A 17,539-nucleotide genomic window follows, 5' to 3' on the forward strand; every position below is an offset into this window, starting at 1 on the left:
TTTCGAAAGGAGCTCGTGCTCGACCCCTTCACTTATCTCACACGAACTTGTTTCCTTTCTTAAATTATATTTTAGATTGCTGCTAAGTACTCTGCAGTAGCTTTAGCATTTGCTTGCATTGCTTCTTTACCTTCTTCCCAGTTTGCTGGACAAACCTCACCTTTTTCTTGTACGTGAGTGTAAGCATCAACTAAACGTAAATATTCGTTTACGTTACGACCAACTGGCATGTGGTTGATTCCTTCATGGAATACAGTTCCTTCTTCATCAATTAAATATGTAGCTCTATACGTTACGTTATCACCTTCAACTTGTACAGTTCCTGTAGCTTCATCGTAAGTTTCGTTAGAGATGTCTAAGATACCTAAAATAGATGACAAATTACGATTACTGTCAGCTAATAATGGATAAGTAATACCTTCAATACCTCCGTTGTCTTTTGATTGGCTTAACCAAGCAAAGTGTACTTCAGGAGTATCACAAGAAGCTCCAATTACAATAGTATTTCTTTTTTCAAATTCTGGTAATGCAGCTTGAAAAGCGTGTAACTCAGTTGGACAAACGAAAGTAAAGTCTTTCGGATACCAAAATAACAACACTTTTTTCTTGTTTTTAACTGCTTCTTCTAATACATTTAATTTAAACGTATCACCCATTTCATTCATTGCATCTACGTTTAAACTTGGGAATTTTTTTCCTACTGCTGTAGCCATTTTATAATTTTTTATTGATTAATAATTTTTTACGAGCACAAATGTATTTCGTTTCTTATCATTAAAAGAGTGAATCTAAAAATATTTTTTTATTACATTATAAGAATTATCAATACTTCCTAACCAACAAAATCAATAAAGCAAATACCGTTTTAAAAGCCAACAACTTACAGAACAAAAAAAACACAGAATAAAAATATATTATACCAAAATAAAAAATATAGATAAAAATTATCCATGGTTTTATTGTAAATTTGAACGTATTCTAACCTGAAAAAAATATAAATATGAAAGATTTACACTCACACTCTTCTAGTAAAAATGGAAAGTGTCCTTTTTCTCAAGGCGCTAATACTGAAATACATGACAACGTTATGGAGTGGTGGCCTAAATCATTGAATTTAGACATCCTACATCAACATGACACTAAAACCAATCCTTTAGGAGAAAGTTTTAATTATGCTGAAGAATTTAAAAAATTAGATTTAGAAGCTGTTAAAAACGACCTAAAAGACTTAATGACTGATAGCCAAGATTGGTGGCCTGCCGACTGGGGACATTATGGTGGTTTAATGATTCGTATGGCGTGGCATGCTGCAGGTACTTATAGAGTTGCAGATGGTAGAGGTGGTAGTAATACAGGAAACCAACGTTTCGCTCCATTAAATAGCTGGCCAGATAATGGTAACTTAGACAAAGCTAGACGACTATTATGGCCTATCAAGAAAAAATACGGAAATAAACTATCTTGGGCAGACCTTATTATTTTAGCAGGTAACATGGCTTATGAGTCTATGGGATTCAAAACATTTGGTTTTGCAGGAGGACGCGAAGATATTTGGCATCCTGAAAAAGATACTTATTGGGGTACTGAAAAAGAATGGTTGGCTCCTACCAAAAATAGATACGGAAGTGACAATGACCGTGAGTCACTTGAAAACCCTCTTGCCGCCGTTCAAATGGGATTAATTTATGTAAACCCTGAAGGTGTAGACGGAAAACCTGATCCGTTAAGAACTGCACAAGATGTTAGAGAGACTTTTAAGCGAATGGCAATGAATGATGAAGAAACCGTTGCTTTAACTGCAGGTGGACATACCGTAGGAAAGGCTCACGGTAATGGTGATGCTGATGCTTTAGGTCAAAGTCCTGAAGGGGCAGAAATTCACAACCAAGGTTTTGGTTGGATGAATCCCAAAGGAAGTGGAAATGCTGAACATACAGTAACTAGTGGTTTAGAAGGTGCATGGACAACAACACCTGATAGATGGAATAACACATACTTTCATTTATTACTGAATCATGAATGGGAATCAAAAAAGAGTCCTGCAGGAGCATGGCAATGGGAGCCTGTTAGTATGGATGAAGCTGACAAGCCTGTAGATGCTCACAACCCGAACATCAAAAGAAACCCTATCATGACTGATGCGGATATGGCGATGAAAATGGATCCTGAATACAGAAAAATATCTGAAAAATTCTATAAAGACCCTGAGTATTTTGCTGATACATTTGCTCGTGCTTGGTTTAAATTAACACATCGTGATTTAGGACCTAATACACGTTATTTAGGTACTGATGCTCCAGCAGAAACACTTATCTGGCAAGATCCTGTTCCTACTGTTGACTATACTTTAAATGACAGTGAAATTGAAGAATTGAAAGAAAAACTATTAAATAGTGGACTTTCTCGTACTGAACTTATAAATACTGCTTGGGATAGTGCTAGAACTTATAGAGGATCCGACTTTAGAGGTGGTGCTAATGGAGCTCGTATTCGTTTAGCTCCTCAAAAAGACTGGGAAGGAAACGAACCAGCAAGATTAAAGAAGGTACTAGATAAGCTTACTGAGATTCAATCAGAGCTAAGTAAAAAAGTAAGTATTGCTGATTTAATTGTTTTAGGAGGTAGTGCTGCTGTTGAAAAAGCTGCTCAAGAAGGTGGTGTCAACATTAAGGTTCCTTTTACTTCTGGAAGAGGTGATGCAACCGCTGAAATGACAGATGCTGAATCTTTTGATGTTTTAGAGCCTTTACACGACGGGTACAGAAACTGGCAAAAGAAAGATTATGTAGTAAAACCTGAAGAGTTATTATTAGATAGAACACAGCTTATGGGCTTAACCGCTCCTGAAATGACTGTTTTAGTTGGAGGAATGCGTGTACTAGGAACCAACCATGGAGGTACCAAACATGGTGTATTTACAGATAATGAAGGTGTATTAAGTAATGACTTCTTTGTAAACCTTACTGATATGAAATACTCATGGAAGCCTGCAGGGGAAAACTTATACAATATTGTTGACCGTAAAACTGGAAGTACTAAATGGACTGCTACAAGAGCTGATTTAATATTTGGCTCAAATTCAATTTTACGTTCGTATGCAGAAGTATATGCACAAGATGATAATAAAGAAAAATTTGTGAAAGATTTTGTAGCTGCTTGGACTAAAGTAATGAATGCTGACAGGTATGATTTAGCATAATTTAAAAACTAAATCATAAAAAAAGAAGAGCAAAATGCTCTTCTTTTTTATTTATTACTAGTAATGTTATTTACTCGCAAATAGTTTCACGTCATTTTTAGAAACTTCTTTTTCTCCTAAAATAAGTAATCGCTCAACTACATTTCGTAACTCACGAATATTCCCTGTCCAATCATATTCTTGTAATAACTTAATAGCATCTTCTGAGAACCCTTTCTTTGACATTCCTTGTTCTTCAGAAATCTTCTTCGCGAAGAAATCTACTAATAACGGGATATCTTCTCTTCTATCGTTTAATGCAGGAACTTTAATTAAAATCACTGCTAAACGGTGATATAAATCTTCACGGAAACGTCCTTCTTCAATCTCCTTCTTTAAATCTTTATTTGTTGCAGCAACTACACGTACATTTACTTTTATATCTTTATCAGACCCTACTCTTTGAATACGGTTTTCTTGTAATGCTCGTAATACTTTTGCTTGTGCTGACAAACTCATATCTCCTATTTCATCTAAGAAAATAGTTCCTCCATTTGCTGCTTCAAACTTCCCTGCTCTATCTTTATTAGCCCCTGTAAAACTTCCTTTTACATGTCCAAAAAGCTCACTTTCTATTAACTCAGAAGGAATAGCTGCACAATTCACCTCAACCATTGAAGCTTTAGAACGATCAGACTTTTCATGCAACCAATGTGCTACTAATTCTTTTCCTGTTCCATTAGGACCTGTAATTAAAACTCTAGCATCTGTAGCAGATACTTTTTCAATAATATCTTTAATGTGAGTTATGGCATCACTTTCTCCAATCATTTCATAATTCTTACTCACCTTCTTTTTCAAACGCTTGTTTTCTACTACCAACTCCTTTTTATCTAAAGCGTTTCTTACTGTATTAAGCAAACGATTTAAATCTGGCGGTTTAGAAATATAATCAAAGGCTCCTAAACGCATTGTATTTACTGCAGTATCTAGGTCTCCATGACCAGAAATCATTACCATTGGTATTTCTGGTTTCAACTTTCTGGCTTTTTCTAACACCTCAACACCATCCATTTTAGGCATCTTAATATCACATAAAACTAAATCATAATCAGTTTTCTTTATCATTTCAATTCCTTGTAAACCATCTTCAGCTTCTTCTACTTCATAGGAATCATTCTCTTCAGAAATAATTTTTTTTAATACCCTGCGAATTGCAGCTTCATCTTCTATTATTAATATTTTAGCCATGCTTTATTTTATTCTTTTAATATTTCCTCTAAAGGGCAACAATTAAGCCACTATTACTTTACTCTTTAATAATATGTATATCTCTTTGAGGAAATGGGATACTAATATTGTGTTCTCTAAACAGTTCGTCTATTCTAAATCGTATATCACTTTTAGGTATAGCTGCTTGAAAACTATCGTTTAATGTAAAAATCAATTTAAAGTTTAAAGAGCTATCTCCAAAATTTTCAAAGAGCACTAACGGAGCAGGATGTTGATACACCTTTGAATGTTCGTTAGCCGCTTGCATTAACAGTTTTTTTACCAAAGCTACATCACTTCCATATGCTACACCTACCGTTACACTTTCTCTTGTTGTTGTACCATTTTGAGTCCAGTTATATAAGCTATTAGATAAATATTTATGATTAGGTATTACCAATACTTTGTTATCAATAGTAACAGCTCTAGTGGTTCTTAGTTTTATTTCCTCTACTCTACCAACTTTGTCATCTAACTCTATAATATCACCAACATGAACACTTTTATCAAGGATAATGAAAATTCCAGAAATTATGTCTTGAAAAAAAGTCTGTAATGCTAAACCAATACCAATTAATAAAGCTGAAGACGCTACTAAAATTGCACTCAAATTAACTCCTGCTGAACTTAAAGCTATTGAAAAGACAACTACATAAGCTAACCAGCTGGTAAAAGAGAAAATAGTATCAAACTTATTCTTGTCTTCTTGTTCTAGTTTACTTTTAGCTAGTTTTTTTAAGTACTTCAGTAAAATTTTCACAAGAATTAAACCAAGTATCAAGAACAAAACTGTCTTTATTGTAATATCTATTTCTTTCCCTCCTACTGGGATTCTAAGGTTTAGAAAATCGGTTACTTCTTTTATTAATTCTTTCATCTACTAGTTCTTATTGTTTTTATTCATCAGATTCGTTTCACTATTAAACTCTTTAGAATAATATTTATTAAGTTAACTTAAAGATTTAATTATCCATTATAACGAATCCACTTCCATAAGTCTTTGTAGGTTGGCTTTTTACCGTACATTAAAATACCCACGCGATAAATTTTTGCAGCAATCCATACAATCACCATAAAAGTAAGAATTAATAGCAACATAGAAATAGCTATTTCCCACCAAGCTACTCCAAATGGAATTCTCATTAACATAACGATTGGTGACGTAAATGGTATATATGAGAATATTACTGAAACCGGACCATGAGGATCATTAATTACCGTTGCAAAACCTACATATACTGCTAAAATTAACGGTAACATAATAGGCATCATAAATTGTTGCGTATCCGTTTCGTTATCCACTGCTGCTCCTACCGCTGCAAACAAAGAACTATACAACATATATCCTCCTAAGAAGTAGAAAATGAATAAGAAGAACATTTTTACTAAAGGCAATCTGAAAATTTCTTGCACAATCATTTCACCTTTATTGGTTGCTGTTTGCTGAATAGCTTCCATTTGTTCTGGTGATACTTTTGCTGACTGCATTTCCATCATATCAACTCCAAAGAAAGAAGATGCTACTAGGCTAAACACTAAAAACAAAATTCCCCAAATAAAGAATTGTAACAATCCAGCTGAAGCATTTCCAATAATCTTTCCTAACATTAATTGAAAAGGTTTTACTGAAGAAACAATTACCTCAATAATTCTACTTGTTTTTTCTTCAATTACGCTACGCATTACCGATGTACCATAAATCATTACAAACATCATTAACAAATATCCTGCAATAGCTCCCACTCCTATCTTCAATCCATTAATTAACTTTGATGATTTCTCACCAGAGAAGTTCAACATTTTTATTTCTGAAGCTATTTTTGATTCTTCAATGTGTGCAATATCAATTCCAAAGCTTGTTAGTTTTTTATGACGTAACTCCTTATCTATTTTATCCTCTAAACTTTCCATGATAGACATACTTGGCGAATCTTTCGAGAAAAACTCAATCGATTTTGCCAACATTTCTAAACTATCTTGTTTTGGAATATATAAAGCCCCGTAATAATCACCATCTTCTACCTTCTTTTTAGAATCTTCAATTCCTAAAGCAGTAAAATCCTCGTACTTTACTGTTTTTGAATCTTTAAAAACATCTTTAGAGAACATTCCAGACTCATCAACATATACTATCTTCTTAACCTTTTCATCGTTCTTCTTCATTAAGAAAAACACTAAAGCCCCCATACCAATCATTAACAGTGGACTTAAAAAAGTCATAACGATAAACGACTTATTTCTAACCTTAGCAATAAACTCGCGTTCTATAATTAATCGTAATCTTTTCATTGCTTAACTGTTTTTATGGATTGCTTGAATAAAAATATCATTAGCACTTGGCACTAACTCTACAAAATGCTGTACTTGACCTTGGTTGGTTAAATACGATAGTAAATCGTTTGGAGAGCTTCCGTTAGTAAGTTTTACATTTAACTTTAACCCTTCATTTAACAATTTAAAATCTGCTGGTAAAACCTCAAAGTTTTCTTTTAGCTTTTGCTCCACTTCTTTTGAATTAGAAGTAGCTAATCCAACCTGAAAAGTATTTGTTCTAAACTCCTTTTTAATATCTTCTAGCTTACCATCTAAAATTTTATTCGACTTGTTAATCAACGCTATATAATCACACATTTCCTCAACAGACTCCATTCTATGGGTAGAAAAAATAATGGTAGCTCCTTCATCTCTCAACTGTAAAATTTCTTTTGCTATTAGTTGGGCATTAATAGGATCGAAACCAGAAAAAGGCTCATCAAAAATTAATAATTTAGGCTGATGTAGTACCGTTACTATAAACTGTACCTTCTGCGCCATTCCTTTAGATAACTCTTCAATCTTTTTATTCCACCAAGCACCTATATCAAATTTATCAAACCAATATTTCAATCGTTTTTTAGCTTCTGATTTACTCAACCCTTTTAATTGAGCAAGGTATAATGCCTGCTCTCCTACCTTCATACTCTTATACAACCCTCTTTCTTCTGGTAAGTAACCTATATGCTCTATATGGTTTGGAGCTAACTTTTCTCCGTCTAATATAATTTCACCTGCATCAGGCATTGTAATTTGATTGATAATTCTAATAAGCGAGGTTTTTCCTGCGCCATTAGGACCTAACAAACCAAAAACACTTCCTTTAGGTATGTGCATTGACACATTATTTAATGCAGTATAATCGCCATAACGCTTTACCACATTGTTAATTTCTAATAAATTGTTCATAGATTTTATAGTTGATTAATTACCGCTTATTGAAAAACAGCAGTGACAAACTTACATATTTTTATACTCAATTAGTATACGGTTCTCTCCAAACGTTACAAGATTAATTTTTTGTTAATTTTATTATGCATGCATAACTTTTTTGCAAAATACTATGCATGCATAATAAAATTTTATATATTTGGCATCCATGGACAAGGATAAATCAATAGATCACCAATTAAGAGCCACGTGGCAAGCCGTTGCAAAAATGTACAACGAGCAAGCTGCAAAGCACGATAGCACAATGGCCACGGCTTTTGCTTTATTGAATATCGATTCTGAAAACGGTACCCCTTCAACTGCATTGGGTCCGTTAATGGGAATGGAACCTACAAGTCTTTCTCGTTTATTAAAAACTATGGAAGATAAGGGAGTTATATGTCGCGAGAAAAATCCAAATGATGGTAGAAGCGTTATTTTAAAACTTACCGAATACGGTAAAGAAATGCGCGAAGTTTCAAAAGGACACGTATACCAATTCAATAATAAAGTAAGAGAACATATTACTGAAGAAGAGCTAGATAGCTTTTTTAAAGTAACAACAACAATAAACAAACTAATTACAGATAAGTTAATATACGAAGACGATATTGACAATAAAGCTGTATAAAACAAACCAACAAACAAATGGCAAGAAGAATTAAAAAAGTAGCAATTATCGGTTCTGGTATCATGGGATCAGGTATTGCATGTCATTTTGCTAACATTGGCGTTGAAGTATTGCTTTTGGACATCGTTCCAAGAGAGCTTAACGACAAAGAAAAAGCAAAAGGATTAACCTTAGAAGACAAAGTAGTTCGTAACCGTTTGGTAAATGATGCTTTGACTGCTTCGTTAAAATCGAAACCATCACCTATCTACAATAAAAAATTTGCAGATAGAATTACTACCGGAAACCTTGAAGACGATTTACACAAAGTAAAAGATGTAGATTGGATTATGGAAGTAGTTGTTGAACGCTTAGATATTAAACAAAGTGTTTTTGAACAAGTTGAAAAATACCGTACACCGGGTACAATTATTTCTACCAACACTTCGGGTATTCCTATTAAGTTTATGAACGAAGGACGTAGTGAAGATTTTCGTAAGCACTTTGCGGTAACTCACTTTTTTAACCCTCCTCGTTATTTAAAATTATTTGAAGTTGTTCCAGGACCAGACTGTAAACAAGAAGTTACTGACTTCTTAATGGATTATGGTTCTAAATTCTTAGGAAAAACTTCAGTACTAGCAAAAGATACACCAGCATTTATTGGTAACCGTATTGGTATCTTCGGAATCCAATCTTTATTTCACCAAGTAAAAGAATTAGGGTTAACAGTTGAAGAAGTTGATAAATTAACTGGTCCTGTTATTGGACGACCAAAATCAGCTACTTTCCGTACTGTTGATGTTGTTGGATTAGATACTTTAGTACATGTTGCTAACGGAATCTACGAAAACTGTCCTAACGACGAAGCTCACGACTTATTTAAGTTGCCTGATTTCATCAACACAATGATGGAAAATAAGTGGTTAGGTAACAAAACCAAGCAAGGTTTTTACAAAAAAACAACCAATGCTGAAGGAAAGCGTGAAATTTTAGCGTTAGACTTAGATACGATGGAATACCGTCCGTCTAAAAAAGCAAAATTCGCTACGTTAGAATTAACAAAAACAATCGATAAGCCAATTGACCGATTCAAAGTGTTAGTTGGTGGAAAAGATAAAGCGGGAGAATTTTACCGTAAGAACTTCGCAGCAATGTTTGCGTACGTTCAAAATAGAATTCCAGAAATTTCTGATGAATTATACAGAATTGACGATGCTATGAAAGCAGGTTTCGGATGGGAAAATGGTCCTTTCGAAATTTGGGATGCTGTAGGAGTTGAAAAAGGTATCGAATTAATGAAAGCTGAAGGAAAAGAACCAGCTGCTTGGGTAACAGAAATGTTAGCTAAAGGAGAAAAATCTTTCTATACAGTTAAAGACGGTGCAACATATTACTACGATGTACCTGCAAAAGCACAAGTTAAAAAACCAGGACAAGATTCATTTATCATCTTAGATAACATTCGTAAAACTACTGAGGTATTTAAAAACTCTGGAGTTGTTATTGAAGATTTAGGAGATGGAATCTTAAACTGTGAATTCCAGTCTAAAATGAACACTATTGGTGGTGATGTTTTAGCAGGATTAAATAAAGCAGTTGATTTAGCTGAAAAAGACTTCCAAGGATTAGTTATTGGTAACCAAGCTGCAAACTTCTCAGTAGGTGCCAACATTGGAATGATTTTTATGATGGCTGTTGAGCAAGAGTATGATGAATTAAACATGGCTATCAAGTATTTCCAAGATACCATGATGCGTATGCGTTACTCTGCAATTCCAACTATTGCTGCTCCTCACGGAATGGCGTTAGGTGGTGGATGTGAGTTATCATTACACGCTGATAAAGTAGTTGCTGCTGCTGAAACCTACATCGGATTAGTAGAGTTTGGAGTTGGAGTAATTCCTGGTGGTGGTGGATCTAAAGAAATGGCTTTAAGAGCTCAGGACTTATTCCACACTGGCGATGTTCAATTAAACGTATTACAAGAGCACTTCTTAACTATTGGTATGGCTAAAGTTGCAACTTCTGCTTATGAAGCATACGACTTAAACTTACTACAAAAAGGAAAAGACGTTGTGGTTGTAAACAAAGACCGCCAGATAGCAGAAGCTAAAAAACACGCTGTGTTGTTAGCAGAAGCAGGTTATACACAACCAGCAAAACGTAAAGATGTTTTAGTATTAGGTAAGCAAGCCTTAGGTATGTTCTTAGTAGGAACAGACTCTATGGAAGCTTCTAAATATATTTCTGAACACGATCAGAAAATTGCAAACAAACTAGCCTATGTAATGGCTGGAGGAGATTTATCAGAACCAACAAAAGTTACTGAGCAGTATTTATTAGACCTTGAACGTGAAGCTTTCTTAAGTTTAACTACAGAACGTAAAACGTTAGAGCGTATTCAGCATATGTTAAAAACTGGTAAACCTTTACGTAATTAAAATTACTATGCTATTAGCCTCTAGCTGTTAGCAAATAGCTAAAAGCCAATAGCCAAAAGCAAGAAAATATGAAAACAGCATATATAGTAAAAGGATATAGAACCGCCGTAGGGAAATCTAAAAAAGGTGTGTTCAGATTTAAAAGAGCTGACGAATTAGCTGCTGAAACCATCAAATATATGATGGGTAAGTTGCCAGAATTCGATGTAAAGCGTATCGACGATGTTATTGTTGGTAACGCAATGCCAGAAGGTTCTCAAGGGTTAAACATGGCAAGAATTATTTCGTTAATCGGATTAGATTCTGTAGATGTTCCTGGAGTTACCGTAAACCGTTTCTGTTCATCAGGATTAGAAACTATTGGTATGGCTGTAGCAAAAATTCAATCTGGAATGGCAGAATGTATTATTGCTGGTGGAGCAGAAAGTATGAGTTCTGTACCAATGACAGGTTTTAAACCAGAATTAAACTACGATATCGTAAATGCAGGTCACGAAGATTACTATTGGGGAATGGGTAATACTGCAGAAGCAGTAGCTCAACAATACAATGTATCTCGTGCAGATCAAGATCAATTTGCATACGAATCGCACATGAAAGCTTTAAAAGCGTTAGATAGTGATCGTTTTCAAGATCAAATAGCTCCAATCGATGTAGAAGAAACTTACATTGATGAAAACGGAAAACGTGCAACAAGAAATTACACAGTTACTAAAGACGAAGGTCCACGTCGTGGAACTAGCGTAGAAGCTTTAGCTAAATTACGTCCAGTATTTGCGGCTAATGGTTCTGTTACCGCTGGTAACTCATCACAAACAAGTGATGGTGCTGCATTCGTAATGGTAATGAGTGAAGATATGGTAAAAGAGTTAGGTATTCAACCAGAAGCTCGTTTGGTAAGTTATGCAGCAGCAGGAGTACCACCTCGTATTATGGGAATTGGTCCTGTAGCAGCTATTCCAAAAGCATTAAAACAAGCAGGTTTACAACAAAGTGATATTGAATTAATTGAGCTAAACGAAGCGTTTGCTTCACAATCGTTAGCAGTTATTCGCGAATTAGGTTTAAATCCGGATATCGTTAACGTAAATGGTGGAGCAATTGCTTTAGGTCACCCATTAGGATGTACTGGAGGTAAACTATCTGTTCAGTTATTTGATGAAATGCGTAAGCGTAGCATGAATGGTAAATACGGAATGGTAACCATGTGTGTAGGTACTGGTCAAGGTGCTGCTGGTATTTTTGAATTCCTAAATTAAGAAACAAGACTATTAGAATCAAGAAACAAGACGATGCACAATTTCAAAAAATTAAAAATTTGGACTGAAAGCATGAATTTAGTTTCTGATTCTTATAAATTAACTAGAACCTTTCCAGACTTTGAAAAGTTTGGCTTGGTTTCTCAGATGAATAGATGTGCTGTTTCTATTCCTTCTAACATAGCTGAGGGTTCAAGTAAAAGCACTAACAAACATTTTAATAAATATTTAGAAGATAGCTTAGGTTCTTCATTTGAATGGGAAACACAATTAATTATTGCTTTTAATGAAAGCTACCTATCTGAAGAAAAGTTTAAAGAATTAGAACAAAAAATTAAGTCAATACAAAAAATGATTTCAAGTTTCCAATCTGGTCTGAATAAGTCTTGACTCTTGGCTCTTGAATCTTAAAATCTAATATACTATGTCAGAATTAAATAAAGATCTTTTACGCGGAGGGCAATTCTTAGTAAAAGAAACAAAATGCGAAGATATATTTACTCCTGAAGATTTTTCAGAAGAACAAACAATGATGCGTGATGCGGTTAAAGAATTTAACGACCGTGAAATCATTCCTCATAAAGCTCGTTTCGAGGCAAAAGATTATGCACTTACCGAAGAAACTATGCGTAAAGCTGGTGAATTAGGATTCTTAGGTGTGGCTGTTCCTGAAGCTTATGGCGGATTAGGAATGGGATTCGTTTCTACGATGTTAACATGTGATTACATTTCAAGTGGAACCGGATCTTTTAGTACTGCTTTTGGTGCACACACAGGTATTGGTACAATGCCAATTACTTTATACGGTACTGAAGAGCAAAAGCAAAAATACGTTCCTGCGTTGGCAATGGGAGAGCGTTTTGGAGCTTACTGTTTAACTGAACCAGGAGCAGGATCGGATGCGAACTCAGGTAAAACTACTGCTGAGTTAACTGAAGACGGAAAGCACTACAAAATTAACGGACAAAAAATGTGGATTTCGAATGCAGGTTTTGCTGAAATCTTCATCGTTTTTGCTCGTATAGAAGACGATAAAAACATTACTGGTTTTATCTTAGAATATGATAAAAACAATCCTAACGGAGTAACTTTAGGAGAAGAAGAACACAAATTAGGTATTCGTGCATCATCTACTCGTCAGGTATTTTTCAACGATACATTAATTCCTGTTGAAAACATGTTATCTGTTCGTGGTGGTGGATTCAAAATTGCAATGAACGCCTTAAACGTTGGTCGTATCAAATTAGCTGGTGCTTGTTTAGATTCTCAAAGAAGAATTATTAGCCATGCTGTAAACTATGCTAACGAGCGTAAGCAATTTAAAACTCCTATTGCTGAATTTGGAGCTATTAAAATGAAGTTAGCTGAAATGGCTACTAATGCTTATGTTGGTGAGTCTGCATCATACAGAGCAGCTAAAAATATTGAAGACAGAATCGCGATTCGTGAATCTGAAGGAAACTCTCATCAAGAAGCAGAATTAAAAGGTGTAGAAGAATATGCTATTGAATGTTCAATCTTAAAAGTAGCTGTTTCTGAAGACGTACAAAACTGTGCTGATGAAGGAATCCAAATTTACGGAGGTATGGGATTCTCTGAAGAAACTCCTATGGAGTCTGCTTGGAGAGATGCTCGTATTGCTCGTATTTACGAAGGAACTAACGAAATTAACCGTTTATTATCGGTAGGAATGTTAGTAAAGAAAGCAATGAAAGGTCATGTAGATTTATTAAATCCTGCAATGGCAGTTCAAAACGAATTAATGGGAATTCCTTCTTTCGATACTCCAGATTATTCTGAATTATTCTCAGAAGAAAAAGAAATCCTTGCTAAACTTAAGAAAGTATTCTTAATGGTTGCAGGAGCTGCTTTACAAAAATTTGGACCTGAGTTAGAACAACACCAACAGTTATTAACGGCTGCTTCTAATATTTTAATTGAAATATACATGGCAGAGTCTGGAATTTTAAGAACTGAAAAGAACGCGAAACGTTTTGGTGAAGATGCTCAAAAAGAACAGATTGCTATGGCTAAGTTATACTTATACAATGCCGTAGAAACTATTACTAAAAGCGCAAGAGAAGGAATTATTTCTTTCGCTGAAGGTGATGAGCAACGTATGATGTTAATGGGACTTAAGCGTTTTACAAAATACGCAAACTACCCTAACGTAGTTGAGTTACGTGACACAATCGCAGAAAAATTAAAAGCAGAAAATAAGTACTGCTTCTAAAAAAATAGAAAAATTTTCTTCAACTTTTATAGGTTTTAGAATTTAGTTGTTTGTTTAAAAGATCGTCAAATTAGTTTTTGGCGGTCTTTTTTTTATCCTCTAAAAAAGCCAAAAAAACCTATACACCACAATATCAACTTTCAAGAAAATCAAGAATCTTAAGGTTTTCTTAAAACGTTTTTTCATATCTTTAATGGTATATTTATTGTTATTTAGAAGCAAAAAAACACAAAATAGCATGATAAAACTTACCAATACAGCACTACTAGGAATGGCTTTTTTAGCTATGGTTAGCTGTAAAAAAGAAGCGAAAAAAGCAGACACACAAGAAACCGTTAAACAAGAAACAGTAGCTACTATGACTGATGTTACAGGAAACTACGTTTCTTCAGAATATGAAAAAAGAAACGAAGGATACGATTGGGTTTCTGTTGCTGTAAAACCTGCTGTAAATAATCAATTAAAAATTGTAGTTCGCTCTCGAGCTGATAAGAAAAAACCTACCTGTACTTTTGACGCTCTTGCTAAAAAAGCAAATGACAGTACCTACAAAGCTGACATAAATGGTAAGACTGTAGTTTTTTCTTTTAAAAACAAACAAATTTCTATTGCAACGGCAAACAAAGAAGACAACGGTTTATTAAACTTTTACTGTTCTGGTGGAGGAAGCCTTGCAGGTTCTTACCATAAAATTGAAGGAGATTTAGACCAAACACAAATAGACAAAACCATTTTTAAGAAGCATTTAACCTTGCAAGGAATTGGTTTTAATATTTCTACTAAAAAAAATGAAGTAGATACTGAATTAACGGTTGCTCCGTACGGATTAGAAATTGATAATTCAGCAATTACTCAAAACATTGACGGTAGTGTTGTTGATGCTGAAATTGAAGATTTAAACTCAGATGGTTTTCCTGAAGTAGTTATTTATACTCGATCTGATGGAAGCGGAAGCTACGGTAACGTAATTGGATATTCTGTTAATAACGGAAAATCGGTGAGTCAAATATACTTCCCTCCTATTACTGAAAATAAAAAGTTAAGCGAAGGATACATGGGACACGATGAGTTTACCATTGTTGAAACTACCCTATCTCAACGTTTTCCTATTTATACAAAAGAAGATTCTAATGCTAACCCAACAGGAGGCATCAGACAAATTAATTATAAATTGGTTGATGGTGAAGCTTCAAGAAAATTTGAAATAAAGAACTCAACTGATTTTAACACTAAAGATTAAACTATTTATTATGAAAAAACTATCATTTTTATTCGCTACCATTTTACTAATCACAGTTTCTTGTGCTAAAAAAGATGCTGCTGATCAGATATACAATACCACTTGGGAACTAGAATATATTACTGGACCAAGAATTGCTTTTGATGGATTATACCCTACTAAAAAACCACAACTTACGTTTGATAAAGAAACAAAAAAAGCTACAGGAAATAACGGTTGTAACGGTTATTCTGCTGAGTTTACGTTAGGTGAAGAAAATGCTATTTCTTTTGGAGAAGCAGGACCAACTACTATGATGTATTGCGGACAAGGGGAACAAGTATTTTTAAAAACCATTAAAAAAATTAACAAGTATAGCTTTGACATAGAAGGAAAACTAAACTTATTAATGGACGATGTAACCATGATGCGCTTTAAAAAAGTAACTACTGAAGAATAATTCACAATAGTTGTTACTTTAAACGAATTAATAACTTAGGGGAAACCTCATACTATATAACCTTTTTTTGGTTTGTTAGTATGAGGTTTATTTTTTACTACCAAAGGCAACATCCGCTAATAAGTATACAGTTTCAGCGACCCGTGCCGTAGTGTCTGCGGAGCATGCCGTGATATTAGCGACCCGTGCCGCGGTGTCTGCGGAGCATGCCGTGATATTAGCGACCCATGCCGCGGTATCTGCGGAGCATGCCGTGATATCAGCGACCCATGCCACGGTGTCTGCGGAGCATGCCGTGATATCAGCGACCCGTGCCGCGGTATCTTCGGAGCCCGCCGTGATATTAGCGACCCATGCCGCGGTGTCTTCGGAGCATGCCGTGATATCAGCGACCCGTGCCATGGTATCTGCGGAGCATGCCGTGATATTAGCGACCCGTGCCGCGGTGTCTGCGGAGCATGTCGTGATATTAGTGACCCGTGCCGCGGTGTCTGCGGAGCATGCCGTGATATTAGCGACCCCGTAACCTTTAATGACACATAAAACATCTTTTATTCCCTAAATAGCTGAGCTTATGGGATTCCGTAAGAGAATTAAATTATTATTAGTAAGTTCGTTAAAGTATAAGCAAACATAAAATACAATCATAAACCTACAAAAATGGGTGTATAACGATGTATTTTACATGTATATAAACAAGTTGTGTGCAAGCTAAACTAACCTATAATGATAAAAGAACTAATCAAAGATTTAACATATGATGAAATTAGTTTAAGTCAAGGATTGACGAGAGCTAAATTAATCGCCTACAAAATAAATAATGATGATTTCAAACATTGGATTACAACCGAACTCAATGGTTACACCAATGATGATAAATTACCCGATTATCGCATAATTCCGTGTGAAATTTTTGCTGTTTTAGAAGGTTATGGCGCGAGAAAGATGGTTCCTTATGATTTAACAAACTTGGACAAGGATTTGAACGGACAGATATATAAAATGCAAGCTAAACAAAGTGTTCCGACAATCGAAGAAGGATTATCCAACAGTTCTGAACAGCAATACGGATATGAAGATTTGCCGATGCAATTAGTAAATATGCTTCGAGAAATGAGCGATAATAAGTTTATAGTATCAGTAAAAAGAAGAATACAATTAAGTCAAGCCTCTCACATTTTAAACTTGACTAAACAAAAACTAATTGACACATTATTGGAATTGGATTCTGCGTTCCCAAATCTACAAGATGATTACCAAAACACTACTGAAAATAATGAAAAAGCCAGTACTATAATTAATAATCATATTTATGGCGATAATTCAAGTTCAAACATTGGTGTTGGCGAAAATATAACCCAAAAAGTAGAAAATGTTTATCATCAAAAGATTGAAAACATATTATCTGATTTAAAGGATTTAGGAGTACCTGAAGAAGATTTACTTGAAGTCAAAGAAATAGTTACCAAAGAAACAGATAAAGTTAGTCTTGGAAAGAAATTAGTAGGTTGGGTAGGAAAAATGACCAATAAGGCTCTTGAGAAAGGAATTGAACTTCAAGTCCCAATGATAATGGAAAAAATACAAGAATTAATGTAAAAAGCCAGCACACAACATTGGC

Annotated in this window: 14 protein-coding genes; 9 read left to right on the forward strand and 5 right to left on the reverse strand. The window is 34.7% G+C overall.

What is annotated here, in order from left to right; all coding sequences use genetic code 11:
• Positions 1–71: 71 nt before the first annotated feature.
• A complete protein-coding gene (locus LCI24_RS10855; RefSeq protein ID WP_121148250.1) occupies positions 72–713 on the reverse strand; it encodes a peroxiredoxin in 642 nt (213 codons plus the stop codon).
• A 287-nt stretch (positions 714–1,000) separates the two neighbouring features.
• Between LCI24_RS10855 and katG the strand changes: the two genes are divergently transcribed.
• The gene (katG, locus tag LCI24_RS10860) at positions 1,001–3,199 is read left to right on the forward strand and encodes a catalase/peroxidase HPI (protein WP_274640385.1); all 2,199 of its coding nucleotides are present in this window, start codon (positions 1,001–1,003) and stop codon (positions 3,197–3,199) included.
• A 66-nt stretch (positions 3,200–3,265) separates the two neighbouring features.
• Here katG and LCI24_RS10865 read toward each other — a convergent pair whose 3' ends face one another.
• The 4 genes from LCI24_RS10865 to LCI24_RS10880 form a co-directional block, all read right to left on the reverse strand.
• Positions 3,266–4,429 (reverse strand): sigma-54-dependent transcriptional regulator, encoded by a 1,164-nt coding sequence (locus LCI24_RS10865; RefSeq protein ID WP_274640386.1) that lies wholly within the window; start codon positions 4,427–4,429, stop codon positions 3,266–3,268.
• Between the two features lie 58 nt (positions 4,430–4,487).
• Complete coding sequence (locus LCI24_RS10870) at positions 4,488–5,327, reverse strand: mechanosensitive ion channel family protein (protein ID WP_274640387.1); 840 nt, start codon at positions 5,325–5,327, stop codon at positions 4,488–4,490.
• 89 nt (positions 5,328–5,416) lie between these two features.
• Positions 5,417–6,739 carry an ABC transporter permease gene (locus tag LCI24_RS10875; protein WP_274640388.1) on the reverse strand — a complete coding sequence of 441 codons (1,323 nt, stop codon included), beginning with the start codon at positions 6,737–6,739 and terminating at the stop codon, positions 5,417–5,419.
• Positions 6,740–6,742: 3 nt separating this feature from the next.
• Positions 6,743–7,672, reverse strand: coding sequence for an ABC transporter ATP-binding protein (locus LCI24_RS10880; RefSeq protein ID WP_028892832.1), 930 nt, complete (start codon positions 7,670–7,672; stop codon positions 6,743–6,745).
• Positions 7,673–7,862: 190 nt separating this feature from the next.
• Between LCI24_RS10880 and LCI24_RS10885 the strand changes: the two genes are divergently transcribed.
• From LCI24_RS10885 to LCI24_RS10920, 8 genes are all read left to right on the forward strand, one after another.
• A complete protein-coding gene (locus LCI24_RS10885; RefSeq protein ID WP_121148237.1) occupies positions 7,863–8,324 on the forward strand; it encodes a MarR family winged helix-turn-helix transcriptional regulator in 462 nt (153 codons plus the stop codon).
• 17 nt (positions 8,325–8,341) lie between these two features.
• Complete coding sequence (locus tag LCI24_RS10890) at positions 8,342–10,747, forward strand: 3-hydroxyacyl-CoA dehydrogenase/enoyl-CoA hydratase family protein (RefSeq protein WP_099214019.1); 2,406 nt, start codon at positions 8,342–8,344, stop codon at positions 10,745–10,747.
• Positions 10,748–10,815: 68 nt separating this feature from the next.
• Entirely contained in the window at positions 10,816–12,006 is a 1,191-nt protein-coding gene (locus tag LCI24_RS10895; protein WP_274640389.1) for an acetyl-CoA C-acyltransferase, read from the forward strand.
• Positions 12,007–12,039: 33 nt separating this feature from the next.
• Positions 12,040–12,396 carry a four helix bundle protein gene (locus LCI24_RS10900; RefSeq protein WP_073184577.1) on the forward strand — a complete coding sequence of 119 codons (357 nt, stop codon included), beginning with the start codon at positions 12,040–12,042 and terminating at the stop codon, positions 12,394–12,396.
• 34 nt (positions 12,397–12,430) lie between these two features.
• Entirely contained in the window at positions 12,431–14,239 is a 1,809-nt protein-coding gene (locus tag LCI24_RS10905; protein WP_274640390.1) for an acyl-CoA dehydrogenase family protein, read from the forward strand.
• A gap of 238 nt (positions 14,240–14,477) precedes the next feature.
• The gene (locus LCI24_RS10910) at positions 14,478–15,479 is read left to right on the forward strand and encodes a PliI family lysozyme inhibitor of I-type lysozyme (RefSeq protein WP_274640391.1); all 1,002 of its coding nucleotides are present in this window, start codon (positions 14,478–14,480) and stop codon (positions 15,477–15,479) included.
• A 10-nt stretch (positions 15,480–15,489) separates the two neighbouring features.
• Entirely contained in the window at positions 15,490–15,918 is a 429-nt protein-coding gene (locus LCI24_RS10915) for an META domain-containing protein (protein ID WP_274640392.1), read from the forward strand.
• Positions 15,919–16,644: 726 nt separating this feature from the next.
• On the forward strand, positions 16,645–17,517 hold the full coding sequence (locus LCI24_RS10920; protein ID WP_274640393.1) for an AbiTii domain-containing protein: 873 nt from the start codon (positions 16,645–16,647) through the stop codon (positions 17,515–17,517).
• Positions 17,518–17,539: the final 22 nt, after the last annotated feature.

Origin of the sequence: Tenacibaculum larymnensis (assembly GCF_028829235.1) — a bacterium.
Taxonomy (GTDB): Bacteria; Bacteroidota; Bacteroidia; order Flavobacteriales; family Flavobacteriaceae; genus Polaribacter; species Polaribacter larymnensis.